Origin of the sequence: Rhodococcus sp. 15-725-2-2b, assembly GCF_002259075.1 — a bacterium.
Classification (GTDB): domain Bacteria; phylum Actinomycetota; class Actinomycetes; order Mycobacteriales; family Mycobacteriaceae; genus Rhodococcoides.
Map to the genome: position 1 here is coordinate 308950 of NZ_NPFL01000017.1, position 15909 is coordinate 324858.

Consider the following 15909-nt stretch of genomic DNA (forward strand, 5'->3'; position numbering starts at 1 on the left):
CCAGTAGAAATTTATGTACGCAATTTCGGCGCGGTCAGCTTGCGCGAACGGCTCCGACCCTGTTCGCTTTGTCTACTGCACCCACAATTCAAGGAGGTCACCACCGTGGTCGCCGCGGCGGACGCTCAGAACTACGCTCAGAAACTTGGCATCACTCGCGACATGGTCGTACAGGAGCTGGGCTGGGACGAGGACACCGACGATGATCTGCGCGCCGACGTAGAAGATGCGATCGGTGGCGAGACCCTCGACGAGGATTCCGACGAGGTGATCGATGTCGTACTGCTGTGGTGGCGCGACGGAGACGGTGACCTGGTCGACGCACTCATGGATGCCATCGGGCCACTCTCGGACGATGGAATCGTGTGGGTCCTCAGCCCCAAGACCGGCCTGTCCGGTCACGTCGAACCCAGCGAGATCGCCGAGTCCGCCCCGACCGCAGGATTGACGCAGACCTCTGCGGCAAACCTCGGTGACTGGATCGGAAGTCGTCTGGTTCAGCCCAAGACCCCTGCCACCAAGCGGTAGGTCGATGCTCGATACAGGAAGACGGTTCTAGATGCCGATCGAGGTTGGCGCGGTTGCGCCCGACTTCACTCTGAAGGATCAGAACAACCAACTGGTCACGTTGTCGTCGTACAGGAACGTGAAAAACGTTCTGCTCGTGTTCTATCCACTGGCCTTCACCGGCACGTGCCAGGGCGAGCTGTGCAAAGTACGCGACGAGTTGCCGACATTCGAGAACGACGAGACTGCGATCTTGGCAATCTCGGTGGGTCCGCCTCCGACCCACAAGATCTGGGCTGCAGAACAGGGTTACACCTTTCCGCTGCTGTCGGACTTCTGGCCGCACGGCGAGGTTGCTCAGGCGTACGGCGTGTTCAACGACAGCGCCGGCTTCGCCAATCGTGGAACGTTCGTGGTCGACAAATCCGGAATCATCCGGTTCGCCGAAATGAACGGACCCGGTGAGGCTCGCGACAGTTCGTCGTGGGCCGAGGCTCTCGCACAAGTGAGCTGACCTGCGGAATTGTAGTTAGAGATCAGACACGATAAATTTCTCCAAGCGTTCCGGTGGCCCGGGGTTGTACCCAGGCCACCGGTACTCGGGCGTATAGCTCAGCGGTAGAGCTCTGGTTTTACACACCAGCGGTCGGGGGTTCGAACCCCTCTGCGCCCACCCTCGATTCAACTGCCACAGGTGTCTCGGTGCCGTGATTCGGCCGGCCGGTCATCATCGGTAACGGTGAATTTCGTCCGTGTTCGGCATGCGCTCTTCTGGGTTGCCCGTCCACTCTCGCGATGGTTCACAGCCTGTTCGTCATCGCCGTGAGGTGACGGTTACGCGTCGACGCCTCACGTGCAACGGTCCGGAAACGACTGCGCAGCATCATCGGTGGGACCAGCGCGAACTTCGATACCGGCGGGGCTTGACCATGGAGCATTGGACGACCGAAGATCTGCCGGTGCCGGATCAATTCGGCTACTGGCGCGACGCGATCTGCGACGCGTTCACGCCGTTGTTTCCCCGCCGCCCCGCCGCACACGCCACGGCGTCGTCGTCACCGGGCGGGATGACCGGATGGGTTCGCGCTGCACCGGTGGGTTCCATCCGGCTCGCGGAAATCGCGTCGGAGCCCCAGCTCCATCTTCACGGCCGATCGGAGGTGGCAAGAACCACGGAGGACGTGACGTTCGTGAACTTGGTCCTCGAAGGCACCTGCGTCGGGCGGCAGGCAGGCCGGACGTGTGTCGTGAACGCGGGCGACTTCGCGTTGTTCGATGCGACTCGACCGTTCGGACTCGATTACCGGAGCACGTGGCGAGTGCTGTCGATGAAGGTCCCCAACGGCATGTTGACGCCACTGATCACGGATTCGGATGGGAGAACCGCAGTATCGTTCTCGCCGACCAATGCGTCCGCGCATGTTGCCAGTGCCGCGATGAGTGCAGTGTGGCAACGGGCCGATCGAATGGAGCGCGCGGATGTCCTCGCCACCAATTCGGCCTTGCTCACACTGATCGCATCAGCGGCCGGACCGAGCGAGAACGAACGGACCTGCGACAGCCGAAGCCTCCGGGCCGAGATGAGAGCCGCGATCAACGCCTATGTGGCAGAACAGATTCGATGTGGGTCGGTGCCTGCCGAAAAAACTGCGCGGCGTTTTTCCATCTCCGTACGCAAGCTCCACCAGCTGTACGAGGAGACCGAACTCTCGTACGCCCGAACCGTCATGAAGTCGCGAGTCGAGGCGTGCGCAGCAGATCTCGACTCGGCCACCCGGCCGACGTCGATGTCCACCCTTGCAGCTCGGTGGGGCTTCGCAGACCTGTCGCATCTCAATCGCGTCTTCAGAACGCAGAAAGGTTGCTTGCCTTCGGAATACCTCGGTCGAAGGATCACGTCTGCGTCGTCCTGACGTCGGCGGACGTGCTCACCGCCCGGTACAGCATGCCCTGCAGGGCGGTGAGTGTCCGTCGGCTACATCCCGGTCATGCCGCCATCCGCAGTGAAGATGCTGCCGGTGACATACGACGCCTTGTTCGAGGCCAGGAAGAGCACGACATGTGCGATCTCCTCGGGCTCGGCGTACCGCTTGATCGCGGTGCTGTCGGCGAACTGAGACTTCGCTGCCGCGGGGTTGCCGGCCGACATGCCGTTTTCGATTCCCCGCATCATCCGAGTGTTCACCGGACCGGGACACACTGCGTTCACTCGGACACCGCTGTCTGCCGCTTCCAACGCGGCCACGCGCGTCAGGCCGATGACAGCGTGCTTCGAGGCGGTGTAGACGCCGAGGGCGGGAAAGCCGATCAACCCTGCCATCGAGGACGTATTGACGATGGCGCCCGACTTCTGTGTGATCATCGTCGACAGGACGTGTTTGATGCCGAAGAACGATCCCTTCACGTTCACATCGAGGATCGTGTCCACGGTCTCGGCGTCGGTATCGACCAAGGCTCCGGTCTTACCTTCCACGCCCGCATTGTTGAAAAAGACGTCGATCCTGCCGAACCGCGTCATGGCACTGGCGACGTATCCTTCGACCTCTTTTTCGCTCCTGACATCGGCTGCCACGAGTAGCAATCGGTTCTCGGGGAGGCCCAGATCGGCGGCGATCTTCTCCAGCGCCGACAGTGACAGATCCACCAACACCAGCGTCGCGCCCTGTTCGGCGAACGCCTTTGTCGCAGCATGGCCGATGCCGCCGGCTGCACCGGTGATCAGAACGACCTTGTCTTCGAAATCCATGATTGTCCTTCTTCGTTTCGCGAGTGGTCAGACGTTTTCTGTGACGGCGGTGAAGTCAGCGATCTTGGTGTGCGCGGTGACGTCTCTGCGCGAGTACTTCCACCCGCTGTCCGTCTTTTCCAGTGCGTCGTTGTACTCGCAGATCGTCCCTTCGGTGCGTCCGTCTTTCGCCGAGAAGAAGAGGAGATAGCACTTCTGAGTGGCTTCGTTGCCGTTCACCGTGATGATCTCGTTGGTCGTGAGGTGGTGCATTCGTCCGAATGCCTCGGTGACGATCGGCATGAAACCGAGCAATTCCTCCGTGCCAGTGGGGGTCTGGCCCGGAAGGAGGGCGTTGAACACGCCCGTGGCGGTGAAACAGTCTGCCCATGCAGGACCGTCGGTTTCGTCCACCGCAAAGTTGTACCGAGCGTTCAGTTCTTGGATGGCGTGCACGTCTTCTACCGATGAAACGGTCATGGCGCTCCTGTCGAAATGGCTGAGCCGCCGATGCGCGGCGGCACTGAGACTCGGAGGGCGACAGTGACCTCGCGAGGTACCCCCACGAGCGAGAGTCGTTCTCGTCCGAGTTGGGTGACAGAATTCATCCAAGCGCGAGATCGGCGAACAGCATCGAACGAGCGTGCAGATGTTCTGGTACGGATGCGCACACATCCCGACGCGTCCGGTCGTGGGTCACGCCTGTGCGCGACGACTCCTGACCTCCCGCACGATCTGCCGCGCCCGATGTTCCTCGGGCAGTCGATCACCTTTACCGAAGAGCTTGTGACGCAACGTGCCCGGTGTGTATTCGGTGCGATAGACACCCCGCTGCTGCAATTCCGGGACTATGTAGTGCACCACGTCCTCGAATGTCCCCGGTGTGATGGCGTAGGCGAGATTGAAGCCGTCGACGTCGGTCTCGTCCACCCACTCCTGCAGTTGATCCGCGACCTCGCCGGGGGAGCCGACGATGCGCGGACCAGCACCACCGATGCCACCCCAGTCGGCTATGTCGCGCACCGTCCATTCCTTGCCGTCGGCCCCGATCGACTGGAACGACGCGGCGAAGGACTGAATTGCGTTGCTCTCGACATTTCCCAGCGGCTCGTCGAGTGCGTACCGCGACAGGTCGACGCCCATCCAGCCCGACATGAACACCAACGCACCTTCGGGACTGGCATACGACCGATACTCGTCGTGCTTGGCATGGGCGAGTTCGGATGTCTCATCGGTGACGATGGTGAGTAGCTGATAGATCCGTGCCGAGTACGGATCGCGGCCGGCATCGCGCAGGGCTCGACGGATATTCGAAACCGTCTGCGCCAGAATCTCCTTCGTCGGTGCACCGACGAAGATCGCTTCGGCATTCTGCGCCGCGAACCGTACGCCACGCGGCGACGCTCCGGCCTGGAAGATCACCGGTGTCCGCTGCGGCGAGGGCTCGGCGAGGTGGATGCCCGGGACAGTGAAATGCTTGCCGCGGTGATCGATTCGATGCACCTTGGTGGGATCAGTGAACACACCGGTCTCGCGATCGCGGATCACCGCGTCGTCGTCCCACGATGCTTCCAACAGCTTGTAGAGCACCTCGAGATATTCGTCGGCGTGGTCGTAGCGATCGTCGTGCTTCAGCTGATCGTCGTGGCCCATGTTCTGCGCCGCCGACGGCAGATACCCGGTGACCACGTTCCACCCGATCCGGCCGTTGGTGAGGTGATCGAGCGTGGAGAGCCGTCGCGCGAACGGATACGGATGCTCGAATCCGGTACCCGCAGTGATCCCGAAGCCCAGATGCTCGGTGACCGCGGCCTGCGCGCTGACGAGCAAGAGGGGGTCCGATACGGGAATCTGCGCACCGTGCCGGATGGCAGCGTCGTGATTTCCGCCGTACACGTCGTACGTGCCGAGGACGTCGGCGACGAACAGACCGTCGAACAGGCCGCGCTCCAACAGCTTCGCCAGATCGGTCCAGTAGCCGAGTTCCTTGTATCGCCACGATTGATCCAGCGGATGACGCCAGAGACCGGGGGACTGATGCGCGACGCAGTTCATGTCGAAGGCATTGAAACGGATCTCGCGTGACACGGGGGAACTCCTTCGGCGGGACGATCTGTCTTCGATATCGACAGCGGTGCGACGCTACCGACGACCTAGGCCGGTGGGAACAGTTCGGATCGTGATGAGTCGATAGCTGGTCATCGAGTCGCCGGTAGCTCATCGTTGCGCCGTCACATCAGCGAAAAGAGCGTCGGAGCATGATCGAAATAGCGCAATTGACCAAGACGTACGGGACGGGGGAGAACACGACCGTCGTCCTCGACCGGCTGGATTTCACGGTGCAGTCCGGCGAGATCCTGGCCGTCGTCGGCCCCAGTGGTGCCGGCAAAAGCACGCTGGCCCAATGTATCAACCTCTTGACGCGGCCCACCTCGGGCTCGGTGATCGTCAACGGGGACGATCTCGCGCAGTTGAACGTCAGGCAGCTTCGGGTTGCGCGCCGGCGCATCGGCACCGTGTTTCAGTCGTCGAGTCTGCTCTCGCGCCGAACCGTGGCCGAGAACGTCGCATTGCCCCTCGACTTCCTGGGGGCCACGAAAGCCGAGACGGCCCGAAGGGTGGGTGAGCTTCTCGACCGAGTAGGGCTGTCCGACAAAGCCGCTCGCTATCCGTTTCAACTCTCGGGCGGGCAACGCCAAAGAGTGGGAATCGCGCGCGCACTGGCGCTTCGGCCGTCGGTGTTGCTGTCCGACGAGGCGACATCCGGCTTGGATCCGCAGACCACCGAATCGGTGGTCGAGTTGCTGCGTGAACTGCGTCGTGATCTCGACCTCGCCATCGTGTTCATCACCCACGAAATGGATACCGTTCTGCGAGCTGCGGATTCGGTGGCCAGGCTCGATCACGGTCGTATCGTCGAATCGGGGAAGCTGGTCGATCTGTTGACCGACCACCGCTCGCGGCTCGGCAACGAGCTGCGCCCTCGGCGTGACGACGCACAGGCTGCAGCCGGCGACGTGCACTGGAAGGTCACCTACGATTCGCCCGATGTTCCGCAGGACTGGATCGGGAGGCTGGGTCAGGATCTGGGCGTGCAGGTCGCGTTGTTGGGCGCGTCCGTGCAGGTTGTGGCCGGAGTGACGGTCGGCAGCGCGTCGATCGGCGTCGGTGGCCACCTGAGTGCACGCGTCCCTGATGCACTCACGGCGCTGGGGTTGTCCGGCTCCGTCGACGGGAATCATCCGGTATTGGAAGTCGCGTCGTGATCGCGGTACTCGCGGCAGGAAACAAGGTTCCGGTCGACGAACTGCCGGCTCTACTGTTGCCCGCGTTGGGCGACACCCTCACGATGGTCGGGATCGTGATGTCCATCGTGGTGATCGTCGGTGTTCCACTCGGAGCGGTGCTGTTCAACCTCGGTCCCGGCGGACTGTTCGAGAACCCGGTGCTGCACACGCCGGTCAGCTGGATCGTCAGCATCGGACGATCGTTGCCGTTCCTGATCCTGATGGCCGCGCTGGTTCCGGTGACCCGATGGATCACCGGAACCAACATCGGCATCGCAGCGGCAGTGGTACCGATGTCGTTGGCAGGCATCGCCTTCTTCACCCGCATCGTGGAGAACTCTCTGCGCTCGGTTCCGACGTCGGTGGTCGACGTCGCTCGGGCATCCGGTGGTTCCACACTGCAGGTCACCACCACGCAGCTGTCCGAGGCGGTTCCGTCGATCATCGGCGGGCTGACCATCAACGTCATTGCCATGATCGAATACTCGGCCATCGCCGGCACCATCGGCGCAGGCGGAATCGGTTATGTCGCAGTCACATACGGATACCAACGATTCGATCACACCGTCATGATCGCCACGATCGTCATCCTGATTCTCACCGTCGCCGTCGTACAGCTCGTCGGCGATGCACTCGTTCGCTTCACCACACCTCATCAGCGCGCTGTGCGCACTGCCTGAACCACACCCGAAAGGTTCCATCCACCATGACAACGTCCACCGAAGCGCACGGCTTCGAGCTGAAGAACCGCCGGAAAGCGCCCTGGATCATCGCTGCCGTCGTAGTGCTGATCGTCCTCACCGTGATCGTCCGCATCGCGTTCTTCGGCGACACCGCATCGGCCAACGACACCGAGGGAGCAACACTCGTCGTCGCCACAGCAGAGGGCAATGCGTCCGAACAGGCGCTCGTCGAATTCGTCGCAGACCAGGTTGCCCCCAAATACGGCATCACGGTCGCATTCCGCGGACTCGCAGACAGCAACACCATCAACCGCGCCGTCAGCGAAGGTGAGGTGGCCGCAACCGTCTACCAACACAAGCTGTGGCTCGGTCAGGTCCTCGAAGCGAACCCCGACTTCCAGGAGGAGGCCGCAACGCCGGTGTTCCGGTGGGGATTCGGCCTGTGGTCCGACAAGTACTCGGACCCAGCTCAATTGCCGGACGGCGCAACGGTTTCGCTGTACTCCGACCCGGCCAACGAGGCCCAAGGCCTGTGGGTACTCGAGCGAGCCGGCCTGATCACGCTCGATCCCGCTGTCGACAAGTCGACGGCCACGCAGAAGGACATCGTCGGAAACCCGAAGAATCTGAAGTTCACGCTGCTGGACTTCGCTGCGCAATCGAGGGCACTGCCGGATCTCGATGCGGCGGTGGGCTACACCGAGTACTACCTCGCCGCAGGCATTCCCGTCGAAAAGCAGATCTTCGCCCCGCCGGCACCGGACGAGTTCGCAGGCCAGCTGACCATCGGTAGCCGGTGGGCAGATACGGACAACATCAAGAATCTCGTCGCCGCATTCAAGGACCCGGCGGTGCAGGAATTCCTGGCGACCGACCCGCGCGTGAAGGACATCCTGCTTCCTCTCCAGTAGACCGGGCTGCGCCCGACGGTCCAGCACATGACCGTCGGGCGCAGCCGTGGTGTTACCTTCGACCCGCACCCGACAGCACTGACACGAGGCGGACGACGTGACCCGGTACGACGCGCTGACAGAACTACTCGACGAGCGGTACTCGTGCCGGCAGTTCCTGCCGAAGCCGGTCCCTCACGAGGTCCTCGAGCAGCTACTCACGGCCGCCCAGCGAACTCCCTCCTGGTCCAACACCCAGTCGTGGCAGATCATCGTCACCGAGGGCGATGCCACCCGAAAGTTCTCCGAGGCCTTGGTCGAGCACGTGGCGTCCGGGGCACCGCAACCGGACTTCCCGTTCCCGGCGAACTACAACGCTCTGCACCGAGCCAGACGACGCGAATGCGGTGGCGCACTCTACGAGAGCATCGGGGTGGTCAAGTCCGACACCGAGGCAACGACGCGTCAGTTCATCCGCAACTACGAGCTGTTCGACGCACCGCACGCGGCCATCATCACCACCGACGCCGATCTGGGCGTGTACGGGGCCGTCGACTGCGGGTTGTACCTCCAAACCTTTCTGCTTGCCGCGCAGAGTCTCGGTCTCGGGGCCATCGCGCAGGCAGCATTGGCGGCGTACTCACCGTTTCTGCACGAATGGTTCGACATCCCGGACACCCGAAAAGTGGTGGCCGGCATCTCCTTCGGTTACCCCGACGACACACATCCGATCAACGGATTCCGTACCAGCCGAGCGCCTCTGGACGAGACGGTGACATTCGTCAGCAGCTAGGGAGCGAGCTGCGGGCCGAACTTCGTCTCGATCTCGGCGAAGAACGCATCGGACAATGCGACGAACTGCTTCTCGTCGAGCGCGATTCGATCGCCGACGGCGTATCCGAGAATGCTTTTCGCAGGATCGAGATTTATGGTCGGATCGCTGGTCATGATGTCGTCGGCAGTCGTCATCGACGCCGCCAGGACTCGGACCTCGTTGAGTGGATTGCCGTTCTTCTTCTCCTGGCCGCGCATGCGGTGGAGAAAATAGACCTCGAGCGTCAGGACGAGATTGTTGAAGAAGGCGACGTCGAATGCCTCGTCCACGGCAGTCGTCGTCGTTCGATTCGACGCGACCGCACGGTATGCGGCGAGCTGAGAATCGAGGCGCGCACGGCAGGCGTCGATGTATTCGCGGGAGTACGACTTCACGGACAGCACGCGGGCGATCCTAATCCGGCTCGTGGTCCGACGCCGGGCAAACGTCAGTGCGAAAGACGTCGCACGAGTTCTCTGCCCACGTCCGTGCCCGAACGCCAGGCGCTCTCGACCCGGGGCACTCCGGATTCGCACCACTGATCGCCGGCCAGTCCGACGAGTCGTCCATCCTGGTGCTGGAGCTGGAAGTTGGAATCGTGTTGCGCCGCAGGCTTGGCGAATGTCCACCTGTGGGCGTGGGTCCACGCGGGGTCCGCCGAGACGACGGACAATTCGCGTAGCGCGTCGAGAACCGGGGCGATCGCCCCGTCGGGGTTGTCCAGATGCTGCTGCGCGCGCCCCGACGTCGTGTGCACCACGAGAACCGGAGCGCCGTCGCCGCGCCGGGCACCGTCGTCGACGACGAAGTCGATATCGGGATGATCGTTGACGAACGCTGCGTCTCGAAAGGGAATGTCGAGTCCGTCGAATCCACACGCCACCGCGATGACCGGGTCGTAGTCGACGGCATCGGGAACGGCGGTCAGTCGCGTCGCCTGCGGATCCGGCATCGCCACCACGACGTGGCCGTCGGGAAGGTCGGTCAGCTCCATGGAATGTTCGATGTCGAAGCCGTCGAGCATGTTTCGCACCAAGGATCGAAGCCCGTTCGGGGTCGCCCAGCGAACCGGGCCGGTCGTCGTGCACGGAGCCGTTTCGGGTTTGAGAATGCCGAACGTGTTGGCCCACTGACGCGCCAATCCACCCGACTCCCAGTCGGCCACGACCGTCGCAAATTCTTGATCTCGGACGGTGAAGTAGCCCGCTCCCAGATCGACGCGACGGCCGTGCAACTCGGGCGAGGACATCCGCCCACCCGGAGCGCGGCCTCGGTCGACGATGCGAAACGGTACGTCCGCGTCGCGGAGAACCCGCGCGCAGGCCGCGCCTGCTATGCCGGCACCGATGATGGTAACCGGATCGGAGATGATGCCCGCTTCGGAGTTCATCCGTCCAGTATGCCGGGATTCGTCCGAATATCTCTGTACCACCGGCTGTCTGGACATATCGGTCACCCGCTGCGTCTGCGTTCACTTTGTGTTCGACTACAGGGATGGCCATTACGGAGAAGCCGGATACCGGCGAGAACGGACTCGGCACCAGCCTCAAGCCACGGCACGTGACGATGATCTCGATAGCCGGAGTCATCGGTGCAGGTCTGTTCGTGGGTTCGGCCAACGCCATCGCGACGGCAGGCCCAGCGGTGCTACTGGCGTACCTGTTCGCGGGAACACTCGTGATCCTGGTGATGCGCATGCTGGGGGAGATGGCGACGGCCAATCCAGACACCGGCTCGTTCTCCACCTATGCCACTCGCGCCCTGGGGCATTGGGCCGGATTCTCGGTCGGATGGCTGTACTGGTGGTTCTGGGTGTTGGTGATCCCGGTCGAAGCCACCGCGGCTGCATCCATTCTCACGAACTGGCTCGGCGGCGCGCAATGGATGTGGGCATTGCTCATCGTCGTTGCCCTCACCGCGACCAACCTGATCAGCGTCGGCAACTACGGCGAGTTCGAGTTCTGGTTCGCCCTGGTGAAGGTCGTGGCCATCATCGCGTTCATCGGCCTCGGGATCGCGGCGATCTTCGGGTTGCTACCCGACTCGGAAGTCAGTGGTGTCGACCAACTCTGGGCCTCGGGTGGTTTCATGCCGCTGGGCTTCGGCGCGGTGATCGCGGCCATGCTGACGACGATGTTCTCGTTCATGGGCTCGGAGATCGTCACCATCGCCGCTGCCGAATCCAAGGATCCGGCCAAGGGAATCACCCGCGCCACCAACTCGGTGATCTGGCGAATCTCGATCTTCTACTTCGGTTCCATCTTCGTCATCGTCGCATTGGTGCCCTGGAACGAACTGGATCCCAACACGGGCTCGTACCAATTCGTCCTGTCCAAGATGGGGATCCCGCACGCCGAGACCATCATGGACATCGTCATTCTGACCGCGGTCGCGTCGTGCCTGAATTCGGCGCTCTACACCGCGTCGCGCATGCTGTATTCGCTCGGCGATCGAGGTGACGCACCCAGGGCGGTCAAGAAGATCACCACGAACGGGGTGCCGTGGGTTGCGGTGATCGCCTCGATGGTGCTCGGGTTCCTCGCGGTGGTCGGAAACTACATCCTGCCCGAGAAGCTCTTCACCTACCTGCTGGCGACCACCGGCGCCGTCGCGCTCTTCGTCTACCTCGCCATCGCCAGCAGCCAGCTGGTGCTGCGGCGTCAACTCGACCGCGACGACGAACGCCCTGCCGTTCGGATGTGGCTGTACCCGTGGTTGACCTACCTGGCCATCGGGTTCATCGTGTTCGTCCTGGTGATGATGGTGGTGCGGCCGGAGCAGCGGTCGTCGATTCTGCTCTCGGCCGTCCTCGCCGCAGTGACCGTGATCGGCGGAATAGTGGTGCAACGCCGAAATACGCGGCGCGACACTGTCGCCGCCCGCGCATCGGAGTGAGTGCAACTAGACCCCCGCGTACACCTGCCGGTACAGATCGACGATCTGTTCGGCGGTCGGCACGATCGGATTGTTTCCCGGGCTGCCCGACGCGAGTGCCTGCTCGGCCATGAGCGGCAACAGCTCGTCCCACTTGGCCTTGTCGATACCGAAGGTCTCCGGAGTCGGAACCTCCACCTCACGACACAGTGTGACGATCGCATCCTGCAGCTTGCCACCGGCAACCTGATCCGAATCGCTTTCCGACGCCGCGCCCAGTGCGCGTGCGCAGTCGGCGTAACGCGCCGGTGCCCCGTCGATCGAGAATGCCGTGACGGCAGGCAACAGCATCGCGTTGGACAGCCCGTGTGCAACATGGAAGTGCGCGCCGATCGGTCGACTCATGCCGTGGACCAGACAGACACTTGCATTGGAGAACGCCATGCCGGCCTGCGTCGAGGCATGCATCATCGCCTCGCGCGCCTGCCGGTCGTCGTCGTCGCGATACGCACGCAGCAACGACGTCCCGATCGTGCGAATCGCACTGAGCGCCAGACCGTCGGAGATGGGGTTGGCCTTCTTACTGACGTACGCCTCGATGGCGTGGGTCAGTGCATCGACACCGGTATCGGCCGTCAGACGCGCAGGCATCGACATGGTCAGCTCGAAGTCGATGATCGATGCGATCGGGAGAAACGACAGCCCGGGGCACAACATCTTCTCGTCCGAGGCGACGTCGGTGATGATGGTGAACTGAGTTGCCTCCGAACCACTTCCGGCCGTGGTGGGGATGGCGATGATCGGTAGGGCCGGGCCGGTCGACAGCACGGGAGCCTTGAAGTCCCGCATCGTGCCGCCCTGCACGGCGAGAATGGCCAGCGCCTTGGCCGTGTCCATCGGACTGCCGCCGCCGAACCCGATGATCGAATCGGCCGAATGCTGCTGCACCGCGTCGAGGCCCGCAACCAACGAATCGGTCGTCGGATCCGGAACGGTGCCCGAGAACAGAGCCGGCGTCTTCCCGGCCTCGGTCATGATCTTCATCAAACGATCCGCCGAGCCGTTACCGGCCATGAACGCATCGGTGACGAGCAACGGCCGTGACACGTCGAGATCGGTCAGCACCGTCCCCAGCTCTTCGACGGCACCGCCGCCCAGCTTGAGGAACCGAGGAAACGAGATGTTGGAAACCATGGTGTTCTCCTTCGCGAGGTGACCATGTGCGCGGAACTTCGTAACCTGCTACGAAGTTCCGCGCACATGGGCTGGCTGTTTTCGGGGCTCAGCTGTTCTCAGGGAAGCCGAGGTTGATGCCGCCGTGGCTCGGGTCGAGCCAGCGGCTGGTGACGGCCTTTCCTCGGGTGAAGAAGTGCACTCCCTCGGTGCCGTGGGCGTGGCTGTCGCCGAAGAGCGAGTTCTTCCAACCGCCGAAGCTGTAGTAGGACATCGGAACCGGGATGGGGACGTTGATGCCGATCATGCCGACCTCGACCTCGTTCTGGAAGCGTCGAGCCGCGCCGCCGTCGTTGGTGAAGATGGCGGTGCCGTTGCCGTAGGGATTGTCGTTGATCAGCTGCAGTGCGTCGTCGTAGGTGTCGACGCGAACGACCGACAGGACGGGTCCGAAGATCTCGTCGGTGTAGATGCTCATGTCGGGAGTCACGTTGTCGATCAGGGTGGGGCCGAGCCAGAATCCGTCGGTGCCACCGTCGGGCTGGACGGTGCGGCCGTCGACGACGAGGGTGGCGCCTGCCGCTTCGCCTGCATCGACGTACGAGGCGACCTTGTCACGGTGTGCCTTGGTGACCAGCGGACCCATGTCCGCCCCTCGGGTGCCGTCGCCGGTGACCAACGGTGTTGTCCGCTCGGCGATCTTGGCGACGAGTTCGTCGGCGATGCTGCCGACGGCGACGAGGGCCGAGATGGCCATGCAGCGTTCGCCTGCGGAGCCGAAGCCCGCGTTGACCATGGCGTCGGCGGCGAGATCGAGATCTGCATCGGGGAGGACGACGGCGTGATTCTTGGCACCGCCCAGGGCCTGGACGCGTTTTCCGTGGGCGGTGCCGGTGGCGTAGACGTACTGGGCGATGGGGGTGGAGCCGACGAAGGAGATCGACTTGACCTTCTTGTTCTCGAGGAGCTCGTCGACGGCCACCTTGTCGCCCTGCAGGACGTTGAAGACGCCGCCGGGTAGGCCCGCCTCGGCCCAGAGCTCGGCGAGCCAGATACTGGCGCTCGGGTCCTTTTCGGACGGTTTGAGGACGACGGTGTTGCCAGCCGCGATGGCGATGGGGAAGAACCACATCGGGACCATGGCGGGGAAGTTGAAGGGCGAGATGATGCCGACCGGTCCGAGCGGTTGACGGATGGAATAGACGTCGACGCCGGTCGACGCGTTCTCGGTGTATCCGCCCTTGAGCAGATGTGCCATGCCGCAGGCGAATTCGACGACCTCCTGGCCGCGGCCGATCTCACCCAGGGCGTCGGAGAGAACCTTGCCGTGTTCGGCGGTGATGATCGCGGCGAGCTCGTTCTTCTTGGCGTTCAACAGCTCTCGGAAGGAGAACAGGATGGAGGTGCGCTTGGCCAGCGAGGTGTCGCGCCACGCCGGGAATGCGGCTGCTGCGGCGTCGATGACCGCACGGGCATCGTCTGTGTCGGCCAGGGTGAGCGTTCCGGTGACCTCGCCGGTGGCGGGGTTGGTGACGGGGGCGGTCCGGTCGGAGACGCCGGAATAGGTCTTTCCATCGAGCCAGTGCGTGATGACGTCGGTCACGTTCGATCCTTCCATCGGTGTGTCTCGAGTCTCACTTGTACAGATGCACATGTCAAAGGCCAAAACCGCAGATCGCTGTGCAGAAATGCACAACGGCGATAGTCTCGGTGGGTGTTCAACGCAGACCATCTTCGCTATTTCCTCGAAGTGTCGAGGACCGGGCGTTTGACCGACGCCTCGCACACTCTCGGTGTCGACCACACCACCGTCGGTCGGCGCATCACGGCTCTCGAGAAGTCGGCCGGGCAGCGCCTGTTCGACAGAACGCCGTCGGGTTGGCGACTGACCGAGGCGGGTCGACGCCTCGTCGCATACGCCGAGACCGTCGAGTCGACGCTCATCGCGGCGTTCGAGGATCAGACCTCGGACACCGGCTCCCTGCGAGGAACCGTGCGGATCGCGGCCCCGGACGGTTTCGGAGCGTTCGTGCTGACACCGAAATTGGGAGTACTCCGAGACAAGCACCCCGATCTCGACATCGAACTGGTCACCGCCACCGAGCACAACTCGCTGGCCACCAGGGAGTTCGACATCGCAATCACGTTGGAGCGGCCGTCACCGAGGTTCGTCACTACCCGCAGGTTGGCGACGTACTCCCTCGAGCTCTATGCGTCCGCCGAGTATCTCGCCGCGATGGCACCGATCAGGACCGTCGACGATCTGCGTGAACACACACTGATCTCGTACGTGGACGCGCTGCTCGATGTGGCACCGCTGCGCATCCTGGATGCGATCCTGCCGGAGGGCCGCGCGCAGATTCAGACCAACAACATCACCGGGCAGTGGATCGCGGCGAGATCCGGTGTGGGGATTGCGCCCCTGCCCAGCTATATCGGTGAGCCGGACGGGGCCCTCGTGTCGGTGCTGCCCGGTGTCGTCTCCGTCGAGCGCACGTATTGGACGGTGGTACCGCGAGAGCTGACCGGACTCGCGCGGGTGAAAGCCGTCGACGAATTTCTCCGGTCGGTCGTGACCGACGAACAGCATCTGTTTCCTGTGCCGCAGTAACGACGGGACAAACGCACATCCCGCGAGTGTCAGTGGCCGTTGATATTTGGACGATCCGATGAGACCGACGTCTCGTGACCACGGACACACGTGACGCCGACCTCAAAGGCGTGGGAATCGCCTTACTCGCGGGTAACAATCTGTTACGCCCACATCCGCTCGGCGGATCCACACGAGATTCTGGGGGAATCATGACAATGTTCGTAATGGCAGCAGTCGGCTTCGTAGGAATGGCAATCGCCTTGCTCAACGACGGAAGCGACATCGACTTCCGCAACCGTCAACTGGCAGGTGCGTACCGTCACCGCTGGGCCTGACAGTCCGGTGTCCTGAGCCCGGTGTGCA

17 protein-coding genes and 1 tRNA gene are annotated in these 15909 nt (G+C 63.1%); 11 read left to right on the forward strand and 7 right to left on the reverse strand.

Translation table 11 applies throughout. From position 1 onward, the window contains the following. Positions 1-105: 105 nt before the first annotated feature. The 4 genes from CH306_RS19545 to CH306_RS19560 all read left to right on the forward strand — a co-directional run bounded on the left by CH306_RS19545 (position 106) and on the right by CH306_RS19560 (position 2420). Positions 106-528, forward strand: coding sequence for a DUF3052 domain-containing protein (locus tag CH306_RS19545; protein WP_032394460.1), 423 nt, complete (start codon positions 106-108; stop codon positions 526-528). Between the two features lie 31 nt (positions 529-559). Further along, positions 560-1021 carry a peroxiredoxin gene (locus tag CH306_RS19550; RefSeq protein WP_032394459.1) on the forward strand — a complete coding sequence of 154 codons (462 nt, stop codon included), beginning with the start codon at positions 560-562 and terminating at the stop codon, positions 1019-1021. Positions 1022-1108: 87 nt separating this feature from the next. Then, a tRNA-Val gene (locus tag CH306_RS19555) sits at positions 1109-1180 on the forward strand. A 256-nt stretch (positions 1181-1436) separates the two neighbouring features. Then, positions 1437-2420, forward strand: coding sequence for a helix-turn-helix domain-containing protein (locus CH306_RS19560; RefSeq protein WP_256981220.1), 984 nt, complete (start codon positions 1437-1439; stop codon positions 2418-2420). A gap of 62 nt (positions 2421-2482) precedes the next feature. Here CH306_RS19560 and CH306_RS19565 read toward each other — a convergent pair whose 3' ends face one another. The 3 genes from CH306_RS19565 to CH306_RS19575 all read right to left on the reverse strand — a co-directional run bounded on the left by CH306_RS19565 (position 2483) and on the right by CH306_RS19575 (position 5320). Next, positions 2483-3253 carry an SDR family NAD(P)-dependent oxidoreductase gene (locus CH306_RS19565; RefSeq protein ID WP_094647607.1) on the reverse strand — a complete coding sequence of 257 codons (771 nt, stop codon included), beginning with the start codon at positions 3251-3253 and terminating at the stop codon, positions 2483-2485. A 27-nt stretch (positions 3254-3280) separates the two neighbouring features. Continuing rightward, entirely contained in the window at positions 3281-3712 is a 432-nt protein-coding gene (locus tag CH306_RS19570; protein ID WP_094647608.1) for a nuclear transport factor 2 family protein, read from the reverse strand. A 216-nt stretch (positions 3713-3928) separates the two neighbouring features. Then, the gene (locus CH306_RS19575; RefSeq protein WP_094647610.1) at positions 3929-5320 is read right to left on the reverse strand and encodes an LLM class flavin-dependent oxidoreductase; all 1392 of its coding nucleotides are present in this window, start codon (positions 5318-5320) and stop codon (positions 3929-3931) included. A 170-nt stretch (positions 5321-5490) separates the two neighbouring features. On the opposite strand from CH306_RS19575, the gene CH306_RS19580 reads away from it, so the two are divergent. The 4 genes from CH306_RS19580 to CH306_RS19595 all read left to right on the forward strand — a co-directional run bounded on the left by CH306_RS19580 (position 5491) and on the right by CH306_RS19595 (position 8885). Further along, on the forward strand, positions 5491-6498 hold the full coding sequence (locus tag CH306_RS19580) for a methionine ABC transporter ATP-binding protein (RefSeq protein WP_094647612.1): 1008 nt from the start codon (positions 5491-5493) through the stop codon (positions 6496-6498). Next, positions 6495-7199 (forward strand): methionine ABC transporter permease, encoded by a 705-nt coding sequence (locus tag CH306_RS19585; RefSeq protein ID WP_032394457.1) that lies wholly within the window; start codon positions 6495-6497, stop codon positions 7197-7199. Before CH306_RS19580 ends, CH306_RS19585 begins: the two co-directional genes overlap by 4 nt. A 26-nt stretch (positions 7200-7225) precedes the next feature. Beyond that, positions 7226-8113: a MetQ/NlpA family ABC transporter substrate-binding protein gene (locus CH306_RS19590; protein ID WP_094647614.1), complete on the forward strand. Its 888-nt coding sequence runs from the start codon at positions 7226-7228 to the stop codon at positions 8111-8113. Between the two features lie 97 nt (positions 8114-8210). Further along, positions 8211-8885, forward strand: a complete 675-nt coding sequence (locus CH306_RS19595; RefSeq protein WP_094647616.1) for a nitroreductase — start codon at positions 8211-8213, stop codon at positions 8883-8885. Here the strand turns inward: CH306_RS19595 and CH306_RS19600 are convergent. Both CH306_RS19600 and CH306_RS19605 read right to left on the reverse strand, forming a co-directional pair. Further along, on the reverse strand, positions 8882-9310 hold the full coding sequence (locus CH306_RS19600) for a hypothetical protein (protein ID WP_094647618.1): 429 nt from the start codon (positions 9308-9310) through the stop codon (positions 8882-8884). The two genes, CH306_RS19595 and CH306_RS19600, sit on opposite strands and share 4 nt — an antisense overlap. Positions 9311-9354: 44 nt before the next feature. Further along, positions 9355-10296, reverse strand: coding sequence for an NAD(P)/FAD-dependent oxidoreductase (locus CH306_RS19605; RefSeq protein WP_094647620.1), 942 nt, complete (start codon positions 10294-10296; stop codon positions 9355-9357). 104 nt (positions 10297-10400) lie between these two features. On the opposite strand from CH306_RS19605, the gene CH306_RS19610 reads away from it, so the two are divergent. Next, positions 10401-11801, forward strand: a complete 1401-nt coding sequence (locus tag CH306_RS19610; RefSeq protein WP_094647622.1) for an amino acid permease — start codon at positions 10401-10403, stop codon at positions 11799-11801. A 6-nt stretch (positions 11802-11807) separates the two neighbouring features. Here CH306_RS19610 and CH306_RS19615 read toward each other — a convergent pair whose 3' ends face one another. Then, positions 11808-12974, reverse strand: a complete 1167-nt coding sequence (locus CH306_RS19615; RefSeq protein ID WP_094647624.1) for an iron-containing alcohol dehydrogenase — start codon at positions 12972-12974, stop codon at positions 11808-11810. Positions 12975-13062: 88 nt separating this feature from the next. Further along, a complete protein-coding gene (locus tag CH306_RS19620; RefSeq protein ID WP_094647626.1) occupies positions 13063-14571 on the reverse strand; it encodes a CoA-acylating methylmalonate-semialdehyde dehydrogenase in 1509 nt (502 codons plus the stop codon). Between the two features lie 96 nt (positions 14572-14667). On the opposite strand from CH306_RS19620, the gene CH306_RS19625 reads away from it, so the two are divergent. Beyond that, positions 14668-15564, forward strand: coding sequence for a LysR family transcriptional regulator (locus CH306_RS19625; protein WP_094647628.1), 897 nt, complete (start codon positions 14668-14670; stop codon positions 15562-15564). A 191-nt stretch (positions 15565-15755) separates the two neighbouring features. Beyond that, positions 15756-15881: a hypothetical protein gene (locus CH306_RS29555; protein WP_256978899.1), complete on the forward strand. Its 126-nt coding sequence runs from the start codon at positions 15756-15758 to the stop codon at positions 15879-15881. Positions 15882-15909: the final 28 nt, after the last annotated feature.